Consider the following 17,236-nt stretch of genomic DNA (forward strand, 5'->3'; position numbering starts at 1 on the left):
GTCAGGCGCGGCGCGCCTCAAGACGGGCCGGGCGGGCGTCGATCACGGCGCCCGGCCGCCCGAACAGGTAACCTTGCGCCAGTGTGCATCCCTCTTCCTGCAACATCGCGCGTTGCGCCTCGTTCTCGACGCCTTCGCCCACCACCGGCAGATTCAGCCCCTTGCCCAGCCCGGCGATGGCGCGGACGATCGAGCGCGCCGCCTCGTCCTCGTGCATTGCGGACACGAAGCTGCGGTCGATCTTGATCTTGTCGAAGGGAAAGGTGCGCAGGTTGCTGAGCGACGAATATCCGGTCCCGAAATCGTCCATCGCGATGCGCACGCCCAGCGAACGAATGTCGCGCAGGATGCCGAGCGATACCTCCCGGTCGCGCAGCAGTGCCGATTCGGTGATTTCCAATTCGAGCCGTGTCGGGTCCAGCCCGCTGTCGTGCAGCGCGGTGCGTACCAGTTCGGGCAGCGTCGGCACGCGCAGCTGCACCGGCGACACGTTGACAGCGACCGTCAGGTGCGGCGCCCAGCTCGCAGCGTCGCGGCACGCCTCGAACAACACCCATTCGCCGATCGCCATGATCGTGCCGGCTTCCTCGGCGACCGGGATGAACAGCGATGGCGGGATCGGGCCGCGTTCGGGATGTTGCCAGCGCAGCAGCGCCTCATAGCCGACGATCGCGCCATTCGCGGTCGCGACCAGCGGCTGGTACACCAGCCGCAACTGGTTGCGGCAGATCGCGTGACGCAGATCATGTTCGAGGCTGCGGCGCTCGCGCGCTTCGCGGTCCATGGCCGCGTCGAAGAAGGAGGCGGTGCCGCGCCCGTCCTGCTTCGCCCGGTACAGCGCGACATCGGCATTGTGGCGCAGCGTTTCGGGATCGCTGCCGTCCTGCGGATAGGTGACGACGCCGAGGCTGCACCCGACCGCCATCGGGTCGCGCGCCGAATCCATCTCGGCGGCAAAGCCGGCAAGGATTCGTCCCGTCAGCCGGCGGCTATCGTCGGCTGAATCGATGTCGCGTTGCAGGACGACGAATTCGTCGCCACCGACCCGCGCGACGAGGTCGCGCGCGCTGACTGCCTGGTCGAGGATGCGTGCGACCCGGATCAGGATATCGTCGCCCGCGGCATGGCCGAACAGGTCGTTGACCGCCTTGAACCGGTCGAGATCGACCGCGATCAGCCCGAACGGCGCGTCCGACCTTACCGCCTCCAGCAGCGCGATGTCGAAGGCGGCACGGTTGACCAGCCCGGTCAGCGGATCGTGCGACGCGAGATGCTCGATCGCCCGCTGCGCCCGTGCCGTTTCGGTCAGGTCCCGGATCGCGATCACCGTTGCCGCCCGCGCCTGATATTCGATCTCGCGCGACGCGAGTTCGATCCGCTGATCCTCCACCGCGCTATTCCGGATGCCGACGCACAGGCGTTCCCCCGGTTCGAACGCGAGCGCCCGACCGGCCGGCGGTTCGAACCACGTCGCCGGATCGGTCCCGATCAGCCGCCCGCGATCGATGTCGAGCAATGCGCAAGCCCGCTCATTGGCTTCCAATATCGTTCCGTCGCGGACGATCAACAGACCCTCCGACGTCGCATCGGCAAGGCCGCGCAGGTCGGTGAGGAACCGGTCGACCACCGTCGCCGCCGCCGTCAGCCCGATCAGCAGGAACGTCACCGCCGCGACCCATTCCGACAACTCCATATGGCTGTGGTCCATACCGGGCATTGCCGTCATCGGGGCGCGGACCGTCACCGAAGCCATTGCGACGAAGTGGATCGTTCCCGTCGCAACGACCATGGCGAGTGCGGGCAGGATACGACGCATGCTCCCCTTGCCCCGGCAAAGGCCGGCAAAGGCGCTTGCCAGCAGCAGCCAGCCGAACATCGCCGCAACCGCGATCGGGCGATAGTCGGTTTCGATCCTGACCGGCTCGGCGATTGCTGCCATGCCGGTCAGGTGCATGCCGATGATACCGACGGTCGCGATCGCGGCACCGACCGCGACGCCCGACCGGCGCGGGGCACGCCGCAGCAACAGGAACGCCGCACCGAAGCAGATGATTGCGATCATCGCCGACAGCGCGGTGAGCACCCGTTCGAATTCCAGATGCGCCGCGCTGCGAAACCCGATCATCGAAATAAAGTGTGTCGACCATACACCGACGCCGGCGGTCACCGCGGCCGACACCAACCATAGTCGCCGACGCGCTACCATGCATTCGAACGACCGCCGCAACTGCGCGAATGCTGACATTGCGCTGACGATACAAACGAGGATGGCGAGGAAGAGCACTCGTTGGTCGTGATGCGTCACGATGCAGTCGAAGATATGGTACATTCGTCGAGGATCCCGACCGCCATAGTTGCGTTACGTTACAGGTCGCACGGAATGGGTTAAGTGACAGTATACGGCGCCATCTCCCGCTGGTCGCGCAGATCGGCGCAAGATCAGCCCGGCAAATTACGTAGAATATTCGCGAAATACTGAAATCGCTGTACGCCATTGTTGCCGGTGCGCAGCGGGCTTCGTCGTGCGGACGACAATGCGGCGGGGCGACTCGGACCGGGATGCATCTGCCGCGCGTCCGGCTGCGGGTGGGAGCGACCGGCGGTGCGAAACGTTGGGCCGTCATGGCCACCGCCCTGAAGCTTCGACCGGTCCTTTGGCGTCCGCACCGGTTGCTCGTTACCCGGGCGTCGATGGGGTTCGCGCATGGTCGCGCCATCGCCGAACGCGCCGCCGCCCTGGGGGTGGAGATCGTGCTACTGCCCGGCGACCGGCTCGCGCTCGACCTGCCCGACGATCCCCGGCGCGCCTATGCACAGGCGAAATCGACGCTGGCGGTGGTCGTCGCGCCGCCCTCGAAGCGCAAGCTGCAACCGATCGCGCCCAGTGCCGACTGGCGCGTCGATCTGGCGGAGGGCTGCCCGGCGCATTGCGGCTATTGCTATCTCGCCGGTTCGCTCAAGGGGCCGCCGATCACCCGTGTCTACGCCAATCTAGATGAGATACTGGACGGGTTGCCCGCCTATCTCGGGCAAGGCAGCGTCACGTCGCGCAATCGCGATCGCGCGCAGGAGGGGACGACGTTCGAAGCTTCCTGCTACACCGATCCGCTCGCACTCGAACCGATCACTGGTGCGCTGTCGGCGACGATTGCATGGTTCGGCCGGTGGGACGCGCCAGTACAACTGCGTTTCACGACCAAGTTCGCCGGGGTCGACCCGCTGCTCGGCCTCGACCATCAGCGCCGCACCCGGATGCGCGCGTCGATCAACCCGAGCGCCTTCGCCCGGTTCGAAGGGGGCACCGATCGTGTCGCCGCGCGACTGTCGGCGTTGGCGCGGATGGCCGCGGCGGGCTATCCGGTCGGCCTGACTATCGCGCCGATCATCGCGGCGGCGGGCTGGCGCGAAGCCTATGGATCGCTTATCGCCGATGCAGCGGCGGCGCTCGCGACCGTGCCGGGGATCGATTTGACGATCGAACTTATTACCCACCGCTTCACTGCTGGGTCGAAGGCTGTGCTGGACAACTGGTATCCCGGATCGTCGCTCGACATGGGGCCGGCGAACCGAACGACCAAACGCACCAAGTTCGGCAGCGAAAAACAGGTCTATGACGCGGCGACGATGCGGATGCTGCGCGACTTCTTCGCCGAACGGATTGCGGCGCTGATGCCGCAGGCGCGGGTGCTTTACTGGACATGACCATATTCTTCACCGGCGACACGCATTTTGGTGACCATCGCACGATCAATATCCATAAACGTCCCTTTGCGACGGTGGCGGAGATGGACGCGCTGCTGATCGAGCGCTGGAACGCGATCGTCGGGCCGGACGACATCGTCTGGCATCTGGGCGACGTCGCGCGCCGCCCGGCAGACGTTCCTTCCTTGCTCGCCCGCCTGCATGGCACCAAGCATCTGCTGCGCGGCAACAATGATCCCGACGCGACCCTCGCAGCGGCAGGTTGGGCCAGCACGGGCGATTATGCCGAGATCGATCTCGACGGTCATCGCCTCGTCCTGTGCCACTATCCGTTTCGGAGCTGGAACGGGCAGCACAAGCGCGCGATCAACCTCCATGGCCATAGCCATGGGCGGCTCAAACCGATGCCCCGCCAGTTCGACGTCGGCGTCGACGTCCATGATTTCGCGCCGATCCGGCTCGATGCGCTGTTAGGTACGCGCCCGCAAAGCTGATCGGCGACGATAGCCAGGGCTGCGTGCTGCGCAGCGCCCTCCGCCCTCGTCGAACGCTTCCGCGGCACTGCAATTTAACCGCTCAACTTGCTCTCGATCGTCAGCCGATCGTCCTTGCAGAAGCCGCAGGCGGGGCCGGTAAAATAACCGGCCGCCTTGCCATCGCCCTTCAGTTTCCAGTCGAGCCATTTGGTGACGACGGTCGCGGCGACGCCGCCATGCGGTTGCATATAGGTGCCGCCATGTCCGACCGGCACGTTGACCAGCGCGGCCGGGATATGATCGATCCGGCGATAATCGTCGGTGCCGTTGCCGTACGCGATGTCGGTCGTGCCACCCAGCACATACAGCACCGATCCGTGCAGCGTCTTGAGCAGCTTCTTGTCCGACACCACCCCCGCAATCGGGTTGGCGCCCTCTGGAAAGAAGCCGCTGTTCATGACGACCGCGGTCGTGACCCGCGGGTCCTGCGCCGCCGACAGCGCCTGCAACCCGCCGCAGCTGAAGCCCGACACCGCGATCCGGTCGGTCGCGATCCGCCCGGCGAACGGGCTGGCGACACGGCCATTCTCCCGCTGTGCCCAGTCGATCGCGTCGGTCAGCGCCTTGGTTTCGGTCGGTGCGGCCATCCGGCCGGCGGGCGCCGTTGCCTTGGGCGCTGCCGGCTTCGGGATCGTGCCCGATGCGATCACCAGATAGCCGTGCGACGCGATTTCGAGCAGGTGGTTGCGCGAACTGGTGCCATCGGCACTGCACGCACCGTTGCCGAAGACATAGATGGGCAGCGCGCCGCGCCGGACCTTGCTTAGATCGGCCGGACGATAGACGACATGATCGGGCAGGTCGGCGCGTTCCTCGAACAGCGCAGGGTAGGGGCCAGAACCGCGTTCTTCGGGCGCATCGGCGGTCATCGCCGCCAATGCCACGCCCGCCATCATCGCCGCACCCGCCCGCCGAATCGCCTGCATCCTCGCTCCCCCTTGTCGTTGCCGACAGCCTGTCACGGCGGGCGAAGCCGCGCAATGTCAGGCGCTTGGCGGTGCCGTCGACTGACGCTCGATCAAAGCATGGTCGAGCAGGCGCAGCCGTTCCGCGGCCGGCAACGGCTCGGCGGTCCGCATCTCGCGGATCAGCAACTGCAACGCCTCTGCGGCAAGCTGCTGCACCGGCTGGCGGATCGTCGTCAGCGGCGGCCATAACGTCACCGCCGCCGTACTGTCGTCGAAGCCGGTGACGGTCAGGTCGGCGGGAACGTCGAGATGCCGGCGATGCGCGACCGAGACCACCGCCGCCGCCATGTCGTCGTTGCTGGCGAACACTGCGGTCGGGCGATCGTCCGCCCCAAGCAACGCCTCGCCCGCGATCAGACCGGAGGCATAGCTGAAATCGCCCTGCACGATCGTCGGCGTGACGTCGCCCGCTTCGGCGACCGCCGACCGGAACCCGTCGAGCCGGGCGATGCTCGCCTGCTGATCGGGATTGCCGACGACGAAGCCGATCCGGCGATGTCCCATGGCAATCAGATGCCGGGTCATGTCGCGCGCCGCGCCGCGATCGTCGATCCCGACCGCAATTGCGTCCGTCGCGACCGCGCCGACCAGCGCCACCGGCACCGCCGCATCGTGCAGCATCCGGCGCAGCCTCTGCGCCTCGCCCAGCGGCGGGGCGAGGATCACGCCGCCGATCCCCGAAGCCAGCAACCGCCGGACCGCATCGGCCGACGGCGCGCCGCCCGCCTGTCCCTTCAGCAGGATCAACTGCGCCGCGCGGTTCGACGCTTCCTCGAACACACCGGCCAGGAAATCGCCCATGAACGCCGCGCTGGGGTTGGAATAGACCACGCCGATGCGGATCTCCCTCAACGTCACCAGACTGCGCGCCATCAGGTTGGGCGTATAATTCAGCTCACGGATCGCATCGTTGACGATCGTACGGGTTGCCTCGCGCACGCCGCTATCGCCGTTGATGACCCGCGACACCGACATAGGCGAGACCCCGGCATATTTCGCGACATCGACGATGGTGACGCTGCGACGTCGGCGGGTGGGTTGGGTCAAGCGTCTCTCTATCGTGCAGTGCGCGGGGCGATTGCCGGTTCCGAACATGCCCGGCCCGATGCGCGATCACCCGTCGCGCCATCGTATCGGTGCCGAGCGCCGTCGAGCAAGCGCGGATATCAGGCTTGCATTCCCCGACCGGTAGCGCCTACCACCCGATGGTAACGTTACCGGGAGGGGTAAGTTGGCGCGATTCAAATCGGTGCGCTGGACCATCATCGCGCTGTTCGTCGGGGCGATGGTCATCAATTACCTGACCCGCAGCATCCTCGGCGTCGCGGCACCCGCGATCATGACCGAACAGGGCATTTCGTCGCAGCAATATTCGTGGATCACCGGCGCGTTCCAGTTCGGGATCATGTTCCAGCCGGTCGCCGGCTATCTGCTCGACCTGATCGGGCTGAAGGTCGGCTTTACCCTGTTCGTTGCGGTCTGGTCGCTCATCACCATGGGGCATGGGCTGGTGACCGGCTGGTTCGGCTTCGCCGCCCTGCGCGGCGCGCTGGGACTGGTCGAGGGGTCGGCGCAACCGGCGGGGATGAAGGTCGTCGCCGAATGGTTTCCTGCGCGCGAACGCGGGGTGGCCGGCGGCATCTATCAGATCGGTGCATCGTTCGGCGCGGTGCTGGCGCCGGTCCTCGTCGCATGGGCGGTGTTCAACTATAGCTGGCGGGCGGCCTTCTTCGTCGCCGGCGGCCTCGGCCTGGTCTGGGTCGTGGCGTGGCTCGCCTGGTATGCGCCGCCGCGCCGCCACCGCGCGCTGTCGGCCGAGGAACGCGACCTGATCCTCGACGGGCAGGAACCGGAACTGGCGCAGCAGCGCCGCCGCCCGCCGCTCGGCCAGTTGCTGCGCCGGCGCAATCTGTGGACCATCGCCGCCGCACGCTTCCTCGCCGATCCGGTGTGGGGAATGCTGTCACTGTGGATGCCGCTCTATCTGGTCCAGGTCCGCCAGTTCGACCTGACCCAGATCGCGATGTTCGCATGGCTGCCCTTCCTCGCCGCCGATCTCGGCTGCCTGTTCGGGCCGGCGGTGGTCGCAGGGTTGCAACGGCGCGGTGTCGACCTGATCGACGCGCGCCGTTGGGCGTTCACCATCGGCGCGTTGCTGATGACCGGCATGATGTTCGTCGGCACGGTCGGCAGCCCGCTCGCCGCCGTCGCGCTGCTGTGCCTCGGCGGCTTTGCGCACCAGACATTGTCGGTCACCGTCATCACCATGACGTCGGACCTGTTCCCGCAGGATCAGGTGGCGACCGCGACCGGCGTGTCGGGGACCGCCGCGAACCTTGGCGTGCTGATCTTCACGCTGGTGCTCGGCTCGCTGGTCGACAGCGTCGGCTATCGGCCCTTCTTCATCCTGCTCGGGCTGCTCGATCTGGTCGGTGCGGCGCTGCTCTGGACCCTGATACGAAAGTCCGTATGACCATCGGCAATCCCATCCTGCGCGGCTTCAATCCCGATCCGTCGATCGTTCGCGTCGGCGCGGATTATTACATCGCCACCTCGACCTTCGAATGGTTTCCGGGGGTCCAGATCCATCATTCGCGCGATCTTGCCAACTGGCGGCTGGTTTCGCGGCCGCTCCGCCGTCCGACCCAACTCGACCTGCGCGGCAATCCCGATTCCTGTGGCGTGTGGGCCCCGGACCTGAGCTATGCCGGCGGCCGGTTCCACCTGATCTATACCGACGTAAAACGCTATGGCCGCACCACCGTCGAAGGAGCGCGCGGCGCGTCGCTGCGCGATTTCCACAATTACTGGGTATCGAGCGACCGGATCGACGGCGACTGGTCCGATCCGGTGCACCTCAACAGCAGCGGCTTCGACCCTGCACTGTTCCATGACGATGACGGGCGCAGCTGGCTGCTCAACATGCTGTGGGACCATCGCCCCGATCGCAAACGCTTCGCCGGCATCGTCGTGCAGCAGATGGACCTCGCCACCGGCCGGTTGCTGGGCGACCGCCGCACCATCTTCGAAGGGACGCCGCTCGGCTTCACCGAGGGCCCGCACCTCTACAAGCGCGACGGCTGGTATCACCTGCTCGTCGCCGAAGGGGGCACCGAACGCAATCACGCGGTGGTAATGGCCCGCTCGCGCGACCTTTTCGGTCCGTATGAAGTCCATCCCGACGGCCCGGTGCTGACCGCGCGCGGGCGGCCCGACCTGCCGCTGCAACGCGCCGGCCATGGCGATCTGGTCGACACGCCGAACGGGGAGACATGGCTCGCCTATCTGTGCGGTCGCCCACTACCCGACAGCGACCGCTGCGTGCTGGGTCGCGAGACTGCGATCCAGCCGATGATCTGGGGGCAGGACGGCTGGCTGCGACGCGCATTGCCGCAGGCCGAGGTGCCGGGTCCCGCGACCGCAACCCCCGCGACCGATACGATCGACACCTTCGATGGCCCCGATCTGCCCGAAGCGTTCCAGTGGCTGCGCACCCCATATTTCGACCGGCTGTTCAGCCTGACCGCACGGCCCGGGCATCTCCGCCTGTTCGGGCGCGAGACGATCGGCAGCCATTTCGAACAGGCGCTGGTTGCCCGCCGGCAGCAATCATGGTGCTACACCGCGACGACCGAAGTCGACTTCACCCCCCACGACTTCCAACAGGCGGCCGGGCTGATCTGCTACTACAATTCGACCAAATATCATTTCCTGCACTTGACCGCCGACGACGCCGGACGGCGCCAGTTGCAGCTGCTGTCGGTCGAACCGGTCGGGGAGGGCCGCAGCAGCGCGTCCGCCCCGATCGCCATGCCCGCCGGCCCGATCGAACTGCGTGCCGAGGTCGATCGCGAACGGCTGCGCTTCGCCTGGCGTGCGAAGGGGGCGGGCGACTGGCAATGGCTCGACGGCGAATACGACGCCAGCCTCCTGTCCGACGAAGCGACCATTACCGGCCTGCCCAATTTCACCGGCACCTTCGTCGGCATGGCGTGTCAGGACATGTCTGGGCGGGGGACGCCTGCCGACTTCCGCTATTTCGGCTATCGGGAGCACGCACCGCAGCCCGCCTGATCCAGCGCTGCTACCCCTCGTCTTCGTCGCCCTGCTCGCCTACGCTGGCGCGGTCCGTTCATCAGCCGTTCGAGAAGCCGTGGCCCGCAAGCAAGCGCTGAAGGTGTTCCGTACCCCGATCGGGTTCCACGACGCCTATGTCGCCGCCCCCAGCCAGAAGGCGGCGCTGGCGGCATGGGGCAGCAGCGCCGACCTGTTCGCGCGCGGCGTTGCCGAACGGGTGACCGACGAAGCGTTGATGCGCGAACCGCTGGCATCGCCGGGCAAGATCGTGCGGCGCCTGCGCGAGGGCGATGCCGACGCTCTTGCCGAAGGTGACACGTCCAAGCGGAAGAAGCCGGCCGGCAAAACGAAGGCCAAACCGCCGGCAAAGCGGCGGCGCCCCGATCCCGGTCCACGCCCGTCGCGCGCCGACCTGACCGCTGCCGAGGAGGCGCTGGATCAACTTCGGTCGCAGCAGGAACGCGAGGAAGCCGATCTGCGGGAGCGGGAAAAGGCGATCGAACGCGAGCGGCGCGACCTCGACCGGTCGCACCAGCGCGATCTTGCCGCGGCGGAAGCGGCGGTGGAACAGGCCCGTCGCGATCATGCAGCGGCGCTCGACCGCTGGCTCGCACGGCAGGAATGATCGGATACGATAGCCGCTTGGGCGGTCCGGCCCCCTTGCACAACCGTGCGAATAGAATATGTACCGGACGTTATGGAAAAGACGTCGACTGTAGCCGCCAAGGGTAGACCAAGGGAATTCTGCGTCGACAATGCGTTGGCGGCGGCGCTCGGCGTATTCTGGTCGAAGGGCTATGAAGGCGCTTCGATGAGCGACCTGACCGAGGCGATGGGTATCACCAAGCCCAGCCTCTACGCCGCCTTCGGCAACAAGGAAGCCCTGTTCCACAAGGCGCTCGACCTCTACGAAAACGAAAAGCTCGAATATACCCGCGAAGCGCTCAAGCAGCCGACCGCGCGGGCCGTTGCCGAACATTTCATGCGCGGCGCAATCGATGCGCAGATGAGCAGCTGCGATCCGAAGGGGTGTCTCGGCGTCATCAGCGCGACCGCGTGCGGCGCGGAGGCGGCATCGATCAAGGCCGATGTCATCCAGCGGCGCGCCTCGTCGCAGGCGGCGTTGGTCGAGCGGTTCGAACAGGCGAAGCGCGACGGCGACCTGCCTGATCACGTCGATATTCCGGGCCTTACCAGCTATTTATACGCCATTCTTCAGGGGATGGCGGTGCAGGCCGGATCGGGTGCGACCCGCGCCGAACTCGAGCGCGTCGTCGAGACCAGCCTGATGATGTGGCCGGGCCGGTAGAAATTTCTACCGACCGGTACAAAAGGCGTTGACGAACCGAATCGCCGTTAATATACCAGTCAGTATAGAAGAGGGCATCGCAACGGTGCCCCGGCTCTCGCAAGGACGCCGCTATGCTCGAACCTGACTGTCGCACGGTCATCGCCCTGTAATTCGGCGGTACGTGCAACCTTCGTAACCTTTGCCGCAGAACGCGCTTCGCCTGGACCATGATGGTTCGGGCGCCGGCGACCTGCGTCCCCGCACCAGCGCCTTGGCTCCGAAAGGGGGGGCTTTGGCGGTCGCCCCCGCGCGTCCGCTGCTGCGTGCCTCTGCCTGTTTGGGAGGATTTCTCATGGCTTATGTCGATTTCTCCGGCGACACGCTGTTCGCCACCCCCGCCGCCGCCCCCGTCGTCGAGGCCGCCGAACCCGCCCCGACCGGCCTTACCGCACTCGAATGGTCGGTCGTGGCGCTTGCCCAGCGCGACCGGATGGCGTCGCTGCGCGAACCCTCCGCGCTGTCGATCGCGCTCGGCCGCGTGTTCGGCACCCGCCGCCGCGACCCCAATCTGGCCGACCCGAAGCTGGAGGCGCTGCGGCGCATGGCGGTGCTCAGCTGGCATCGCGGCTACGCGGTCCCGGTCCATGAACTGGCCGCCTTCTTCGCCGCCGGCTTCAACACCGATCAGTATGAAACGATGCTTGCCAGCATCGGCGCGGCGCAGGCGTCGCGAAAGGCCCGCGCATGAACATGCTCTCCGCCATCCACAAGCCCGACGCGGTCGACGCGCCGGCCACGCCGCACCGCTCGCGCTGGCGACGCGCCGGCTGGGTCGCGGTGCCGGTCGTGGCGCTGGGCGCCGCCTGGGCCCTGTTGCAGCAGGACACGCCGGCCGTCGCGGCAATGCCGACTCCGACGGTCGAGGTCGCCGCGCCGCTGATCCGCAACGTCACCGAATGGGATGATTTCATCGGCCGGTTCGAAGCGTCGAAATCGGTCGAGGTCCGCCCCCGCGTCTCGGGCGCGATCACCGGCGTCCATTTCACCGACGGGACGATCGTGCGCGAGGGGCAGTTGCTCTTCACCATCGACCCGCGCCCCTTCGCCGCCGCGCTTGCCGAAGCGCGCGCCACTGTCACGGGTGCGGCAAGTGATCTGGCGCTCGCCCGCGCCAATCTCGACCGCGCCAACCGGCTGGCAACCGAGGATGCGGTTTCGAAAAGCGATCTCGACCAGCTTGCCGCCCGCGTCCGCGCGGCGCAATCGGCACTGGTCGCGGCACAGGCGCGGGTGCAGGCGCGCGCGTTCGACATGGAATTCACCCGGGTCCGTGCACCGATCGCCGGCCGCATCTCCGACCGGCGGATCGACGCCGGGAATCTGGTCGCGGCGGGCGAGCCCAACGGCACGCTGCTGACCACGATCAACGCGCTCGACCCGATTTATTTCGCCTTCGATGCCTCGGAAGGATTGTTCCTGAAATCGAAGCGTGCCGGGGCGGAAGGGGCGGCGGTCGAGGTCCGGTTGCAGGACGAAGCGGCGTATAGCCGCACCGGCCGGCTCGACTTTACCGACAACGGTCTCGACCCAAGATCGGGGACGGTGCGGGGGCGGGCGGTGCTCGCCAATCCCGACCTGTTCCTGACGCCCGGCATGTTCGGCAACATGCGCCTCGCCAATGCAGGCGCGATGCGCGCGCTGCTGGTTCCCGATGCCGCGATCCAGACCGATCAGGCGCGCAAGACCGTGCTGACCGTCGCCAGCGACGGCACCGTCGCGGCCAAGCCGGTAACGCTCGGCCCGGTCGTCGACGGGCTGCGGATCGTCAAGTCGGGCCTGTCGGACCGCGACCGGATCATCATCAGCGGCACGCAGATGGCGATGCCTGGCGCCAAGGTGCAGGTCCGCCCCGCGACCATCACCGCCACTCGCGCCAGTGCCGCCCCAAAACCGGCGGCGACGATCGGCGAGGCGACTTTCGCCGGTAACTGACCGCGGCGAACGGGAAAGCCCGTTCGTCCGCCGCTCCAAATTCCGGATCCCTCTGACCACGCCCGCCGGGCGAGGAGGCCACCCATGCGCCTGTCGCGCTTCTTCATCACGCGCCCGATCTTTGCCGGCGTCATCGCGGTCGTCATCACGATCGTCGGCGGCCTCGCTTATTTCGGGCTGCCCATCTCGCAATATCCCAACATCGTGCCGCCAACGGTCACCGTCGCCGCAACCTATCCCGGCGCCGCGGCGGAGACGGTCGCCGAAACCGTCGCCGCCCCGATCGAGCAGGAGATCAATGGCGTCGACGGGATGCTGTACCAGTCGTCGCAATCGACCGGCGACGGGCGGGTGACGATCACCGTCACCTTCAAGCCCGGCACCGACCTCGACGCCGCGCAGGTGCTGGTCCAGAACCGCGTCGCGATCGCGACCCCGCGCCTGCCGCAGGAGGTGCAGCGCCTCGGCATCGTCACCAAGAAGACGACCCCGGACTTTCTGATGGTCGTCAATCTGGTGTCGCCCGACCGTTCGCTCGACACGCAATATCTCTCCAACTACGCGCTGACGCAGGTCAAGGACCGGCTCGCCCGCATCGAGGGGGTGGGCGATGTCCAGCTCTTCGGCGCACGCGACTATGCGATGCGGGTGTGGATCGATCCGGGCCGCGCCGCCGCGCTGAACCTGACTGCGGGCGATATCGTGCAGGCGCTGCGGGCGCAGAACGTACAGGTCGCCGCCGGAACGCTCGGCCAGCCGCCCTATAATCAGGGCAATGCCTTCCAGCTGAACGTCGAGACGCAGGGTCGCCTGACCGAGCCGCAGCAATTTGCCGATGTCGTGATCCGCACCGATGCCGATGGCCGGCAGGTCCGCGTGCGCGACGTGGCACGCGTCGAACTCGGCGCAGCCGATTATTCGACCAACACCTATCTGTCAGGCGAACCGACCGTGCTGCTCGGCGTGTTCCAGCGCCCTGGATCGAACGCGTTGGCGGCGGCGGAAGCGATCACCGCCGAGATGGACACGCTGCAAAAGACCTTCCCCAAGGGTCTGGAATATCGCGTCATCTACAACCCGACCGAATTCATCGCCCAGTCGATCGACGAAGTGATGAAGACGCTGGGCGAGGCGATCGTACTGGTCGTGCTGGTCATCATCGTGTTCCTGCAACGCTGGCGCGCGGCGATCATCCCGGTCGTGGCGATTCCGGTATCGCTGATCGGCACCTTCGCGGTGCTGCTGCTGGTCGGTTATTCGCTGAACAACCTGTCGCTGTTCGGGCTGGTGCTGGCGATCGGGATCGTCGTCGACGACGCGATCGTGGTGGTCGAGAATGTCGAACGCAATCTGGCGCGCGGTATGACCCCGCTACAGGCAGCCTTCACCTCGATGGACGAGGTGGCGGGCGCGCTGGTCGCGATCGTCGCGGTGCTGTGCGCGGTGTTCATCCCGACGCTGTTCATGAACGGCATTTCGGGCGCCTTCTATCAGCAGTTCGCCGCGACCATTTCGACCGCGACGATCATCTCGCTGATCGTGTCGCTGACCCTGTCCCCGGCGCTCGCCGCGCTGCTGCTGAAGGGCCATGCCGAGGACGCGCCGGTAAATTCGCGCTTCATGCGGACGCTGCGGCGTGCGGGCGACGGCTTTAATCGCGGGTTCGAGGCGATGAGCGAACGCTACAGCCGGATGACGCATGCGCTGGTGACCCGGCCGAAGCGGGTGATGGTCGCCTATGCCGGATTGATCGCTGCGACCGTGGCGATGCTGTGGACGACGCCGACCGGCTTCATCCCGCAACAGGATCAGGGCTATTTCCTGACCGTCATCCAGTTGCCCTCCGGCTCGTCGGTCGAACGCACCGATGCGGTGATGCGCAAGGTCGCCAGCCGCATCCTGCCGATCGACGGGGTGAAGGGCGCGGTGATGCTCGCCGGCTTCGACGGCCCGTCGCAGACGCTCGCCCCCAATGCCGCCGCCGCCTATATCCCGCTCAAGGACTTCAAGGATCGGAAGGGCCTGCACGTCAGCCAGATCATGGCCGAGGCGCAGAAGGCGACCGCCGACATCACCGAAGCCCGGCTGATGATCGTGCCCCCGCCGGTCATCCAGGGTATCGGCGCCGCCGGTGGTTTCCGGATGATGGTGCAGGACAAGGGCGGCCACGGCTATCAGGCGCTGGGCAAGGAAGCCTATGCCCTGATCGCCAAGGCCAATCAGGCACCCGGCCTTGCCGGCGCCTATACCTTCTTCGACACCGCCACGCCGCGCGTCTTCGCCGATATCGATCGGGCGAAATCCGACCTGCTCGGCGTGCCGCCGGAACGGGTGTTCGAGGCGCTGAACGTCTATCTCGGCTCGGCCTTCGTCAACGATTTCAACCTGCTCGGCCGCACCTATCGCGTGACGGCGCAGGCCGACGCGCCGTTCCGCGCGACCGAAAGCGATATCGCCAATCTCAAGACGCGCTCGAACGCCGGCGGCATGGTGCCGATCGGATCGCTGGCGACGTTCGAGGACAAGACCGGCCCGTATCGCGTCGTGCGCTACAACATGTTCCCGGCGGTCGAATTGGACGGCAACACCGCGCCCGGCTTCTCCTCGGGCCAGTCGCTCCTGACGATGGAGAAGCTGGCGGATGAGACGCTGCCCGCCGGCTACAGCACGGAATGGACCGATATCGCCTTCCAACAGCAGCTGGCCGGCAATACGGCTGCGATCGTCTTTGCGCTGGCCGTGGTGTTCGTCTTCCTCGTGCTGGCGGCGCAATATGAGAGCCTCGTGCTGCCGCTGTCGATCATCATGATCGTGCCGATGTGCCTGTTGGCGGCGATGATCGGGGTCAACCTGCGGGGCATGGACAACAACGTCCTGACCCAGATCGGTCTGGTCGTGCTGATCGCGCTGGCCGCCAAGAACGCGATCCTCGTGGTCGAATTCGCACGGCAGGCAGAGGCGGAGGACGGGCTGTCGCCGATCGAAGCCGCGGTGCGTGCGGCGGGCGACCGGTTGCGCCCGATCCTGATGACCAGCTTCGCCTTCGTGCTCGGCGCCGTACCGCTGCTGGTGGCGACCGGGGCAGGGGCCGAACTGCGGCAGGCGCTAGGGACCGCGGTGTTCTTCGGCATGCTTGGCGTCACCGGCTTCGGGCTTGTCTTCACTCCGACCTTCTATGTCGTTTGCCGCGCGCTGGGCGATCGGCTGCGGTTCCGCCGGCCGCAGCCCGACGCATCGCTCCAGCCCGCCGAATAAGGGAGCCAGATCATGGTCCGCATTCTCCTCGCTTCCGCTGCCACGCTGGCGCTTGCCGCCTGCACGGTCGGTCCCGACTATCACCCGCCGGTCGCGCCATCCGCCGCCGCCGGCCGGTTCGTCGCCGCCGGCCCGGCAGTCAACACGACCGTCGCTGCCGACGATCGATGGTGGCAACTGTATCGCGACCCGGTGCTCGACGGGCTGATCGCCGACGCGCTGGCCGCCAATACCGATATCCGCGTCGCCGTCGCGCGCCTCGCCGCCGCCCGCGCATCGCTGCGCGAGGTGCGCGGCGACCGCCAACCACAGGGGGCGGCTGGGGCAAGCGCTACCTACGGCCGGCTGTCCGCGATCCAGCGCCCCCCCGGCCTAGAGCGCGAAAACTGGACGATCGATACTGGATTGGACGTCGCCTATGAGGTCGACCTGTTCGGCCGCATCGGTCGAAATGTCGAGGCGGCGCGTGGAGAGGTCGGCGCGGCGCAGGCAGATGCCGATAGCGTCCGCGTCGCCGTCGTCGCCGATACCACCCGCGCCTATGCAGATGCCGCCGCTGCCGCCGAGCGGCTTGCGGTGGCGGAACGGATCGTCGCGCTGATCGACCGGTCACTGAAGGTAACGCAGGGGCGGGCGCGGGTCGGGCTGACCACCGGGCTCGACACCGCGCGGATCGCCGCGCTGCGCAGCCAGCGACAGGCGGATATCCCCGCCATCGCTGCCGAGCGGCAGGCGGCGCTGTTCCGTCTCGCCACAATGACCGGGCGGACCCCGGCCGAGCTTCCCGCGATCGCGGCGGAACGCAGCGCGACGCTTCGCCTTTCGCAACCGATCCCGGTCGGCGATGGCGCGGCGCTGCTGGCACGGCGCCCCGATGTCCGCGCCGCCGAACGCCGCCTGGCGGCGGCGACCGCGCGGATCGGGGTGGCGACCGCCGATCTCTATCCGCGGATCAGCCTGGGGGGATCGATCGGATCGACGGGTACCGGCCTCGGCAATGTGTTCGGCGCGGGGCCGCTCAACTGGCTGCTCGGTCCGCTGCTCAGCTGGAACGTCAATCCTGCCAAGGCGCGCGCCCGGATCGCCGGGGCGGAGGCGAACAGCCAGGCGGCCCTTGCGACCTTCGATGGCGTGGTGCTCACCGCGCTCCGCGAGACCGAGACGGCCCTGTCTAACTATGCCCGCGCGCTGGACCGCCGCACCGCGCTACAGGCCGCACGCGACCAGGCGGCGATTGCCGCGCGGATCACCCGTGCCCAGCAGCGTGAGGGACAAATTGACAGCCTCGCCCAGCTCGATGCCGAACGCACCTTCGCCGATACCGAAGCGGCACTGGCGCTGGCCGACACGCAGATCGCCGATGCGCAGATCGACCTGTTCCGCAGCCTCGGCGGCAGCTGGACCAGCAGCTGACG

At 67.2% G+C, this 17,236-nt stretch carries 13 protein-coding genes; 10 read left to right on the forward strand and 3 right to left on the reverse strand.

From position 1 onward, the window contains the following. Window position 1: 1 nt before the first annotated feature. Window positions 2-2,329, reverse strand: a complete 2,328-nt coding sequence (locus AAIO73_RS06070; protein WP_345876836.1) for a bifunctional diguanylate cyclase/phosphodiesterase — start codon at window positions 2,327-2,329, stop codon at window positions 2-4. 293 nt (window positions 2,330-2,622) lie between these two features. On the opposite strand from AAIO73_RS06070, the gene AAIO73_RS06075 reads away from it, so the two are divergent. Beyond that, window positions 2,623-3,702: an SPL family radical SAM protein gene (locus tag AAIO73_RS06075; protein ID WP_345876837.1), complete on the forward strand. Its 1,080-nt coding sequence runs from the start codon at window positions 2,623-2,625 to the stop codon at window positions 3,700-3,702. Next, window positions 3,699-4,196, forward strand: a complete 498-nt coding sequence (locus AAIO73_RS06080) for a metallophosphoesterase family protein (protein ID WP_345876838.1) — start codon at window positions 3,699-3,701, stop codon at window positions 4,194-4,196. Before AAIO73_RS06075 ends, AAIO73_RS06080 begins: the two co-directional genes overlap by 4 nt. A gap of 74 nt (window positions 4,197-4,270) precedes the next feature. Here AAIO73_RS06080 and AAIO73_RS06085 read toward each other — a convergent pair whose 3' ends face one another. Together AAIO73_RS06085 and AAIO73_RS06090 are read right to left on the reverse strand one after the other, a co-directional pair. Continuing rightward, entirely contained in the window at window positions 4,271-5,164 is an 894-nt protein-coding gene (locus AAIO73_RS06085) for an alpha/beta hydrolase (protein WP_345876839.1), read from the reverse strand. Between the two features lie 57 nt (window positions 5,165-5,221). After that, window positions 5,222-6,253 (reverse strand): LacI family DNA-binding transcriptional regulator, encoded by a 1,032-nt coding sequence (locus tag AAIO73_RS06090; protein WP_345876840.1) that lies wholly within the window; start codon window positions 6,251-6,253, stop codon window positions 5,222-5,224. A 184-nt stretch (window positions 6,254-6,437) separates the two neighbouring features. On the opposite strand from AAIO73_RS06090, the gene AAIO73_RS06095 reads away from it, so the two are divergent. The 8 genes from AAIO73_RS06095 to AAIO73_RS06130 all read left to right on the forward strand — a co-directional run bounded on the left by AAIO73_RS06095 (window position 6,438) and on the right by AAIO73_RS06130 (window position 17,234). Continuing rightward, window positions 6,438-7,679 (forward strand): MFS transporter, encoded by a 1,242-nt coding sequence (locus tag AAIO73_RS06095; RefSeq protein ID WP_345876841.1) that lies wholly within the window; start codon window positions 6,438-6,440, stop codon window positions 7,677-7,679. Beyond that, window positions 7,676-9,280, forward strand: a complete 1,605-nt coding sequence (locus tag AAIO73_RS06100) for a glycoside hydrolase family 43 protein (RefSeq protein WP_345876842.1) — start codon at window positions 7,676-7,678, stop codon at window positions 9,278-9,280. Before AAIO73_RS06095 ends, AAIO73_RS06100 begins: the two co-directional genes overlap by 4 nt. 79 nt (window positions 9,281-9,359) lie before the next feature. Then, window positions 9,360-9,908: a hypothetical protein gene (locus AAIO73_RS06105; RefSeq protein ID WP_345876843.1), complete on the forward strand. Its 549-nt coding sequence runs from the start codon at window positions 9,360-9,362 to the stop codon at window positions 9,906-9,908. A 72-nt stretch (window positions 9,909-9,980) separates the two neighbouring features. Beyond that, on the forward strand, window positions 9,981-10,592 hold the full coding sequence (locus AAIO73_RS06110; protein ID WP_345876844.1) for a TetR/AcrR family transcriptional regulator: 612 nt from the start codon (window positions 9,981-9,983) through the stop codon (window positions 10,590-10,592). A 334-nt stretch (window positions 10,593-10,926) separates the two neighbouring features. Further along, complete coding sequence (locus tag AAIO73_RS06115) at window positions 10,927-11,322, forward strand: hypothetical protein (RefSeq protein WP_345876845.1); 396 nt, start codon at window positions 10,927-10,929, stop codon at window positions 11,320-11,322. Further along, complete coding sequence (locus tag AAIO73_RS06120) at window positions 11,319-12,566, forward strand: efflux RND transporter periplasmic adaptor subunit (protein ID WP_345876846.1); 1,248 nt, start codon at window positions 11,319-11,321, stop codon at window positions 12,564-12,566. Before AAIO73_RS06115 ends, AAIO73_RS06120 begins: the two co-directional genes overlap by 4 nt. Before the next feature lie 84 nt (window positions 12,567-12,650). Continuing rightward, entirely contained in the window at window positions 12,651-15,821 is a 3,171-nt protein-coding gene (locus AAIO73_RS06125; protein WP_345876847.1) for an efflux RND transporter permease subunit, read from the forward strand. Between the two features lie 12 nt (window positions 15,822-15,833). After that, window positions 15,834-17,234 carry an efflux transporter outer membrane subunit gene (locus tag AAIO73_RS06130; protein WP_345876848.1) on the forward strand — a complete coding sequence of 467 codons (1,401 nt, stop codon included), beginning with the start codon at window positions 15,834-15,836 and terminating at the stop codon, window positions 17,232-17,234. Window positions 17,235-17,236 lie beyond the last annotated feature (2 nt).

The sequence above is a fragment of the Sphingomonas epibiotica genome, from assembly GCF_039615155.1.
Taxonomy (GTDB): domain Bacteria; phylum Pseudomonadota; class Alphaproteobacteria; order Sphingomonadales; family Sphingomonadaceae; genus Sphingomonas.

Coding starts and splice junctions, on each gene's coding strand:
- AAIO73_RS06070 (WP_345876836.1), bottom strand. CDS start 2,329: ATGTACCATATCTTCGACTGCATCGTGACGCATCACGACCAACGAGTG.
- AAIO73_RS06075 (WP_345876837.1), top strand. CDS start 2,623: ATGGCCACCGCCCTGAAGCTTCGACCGGTCCTTTGGCGTCCGCACCGG.
- AAIO73_RS06080 (WP_345876838.1), top strand. CDS start 3,699: ATGACCATATTCTTCACCGGCGACACGCATTTTGGTGACCATCGCACG.
- AAIO73_RS06085 (WP_345876839.1), bottom strand. CDS start 5,164: ATGCAGGCGATTCGGCGGGCGGGTGCGGCGATGATGGCGGGCGTGGCA.
- AAIO73_RS06100 (WP_345876842.1), top strand. CDS start 7,676: ATGACCATCGGCAATCCCATCCTGCGCGGCTTCAATCCCGATCCGTCG.
- AAIO73_RS06110 (WP_345876844.1), top strand. CDS start 9,981: ATGGAAAAGACGTCGACTGTAGCCGCCAAGGGTAGACCAAGGGAATTC.
- AAIO73_RS06115 (WP_345876845.1), top strand. CDS start 10,927: ATGGCTTATGTCGATTTCTCCGGCGACACGCTGTTCGCCACCCCCGCC.
- AAIO73_RS06120 (WP_345876846.1), top strand. CDS start 11,319: ATGAACATGCTCTCCGCCATCCACAAGCCCGACGCGGTCGACGCGCCG.
- AAIO73_RS06125 (WP_345876847.1), top strand. CDS start 12,651: ATGCGCCTGTCGCGCTTCTTCATCACGCGCCCGATCTTTGCCGGCGTC.
- AAIO73_RS06130 (WP_345876848.1), top strand. CDS start 15,834: ATGGTCCGCATTCTCCTCGCTTCCGCTGCCACGCTGGCGCTTGCCGCC.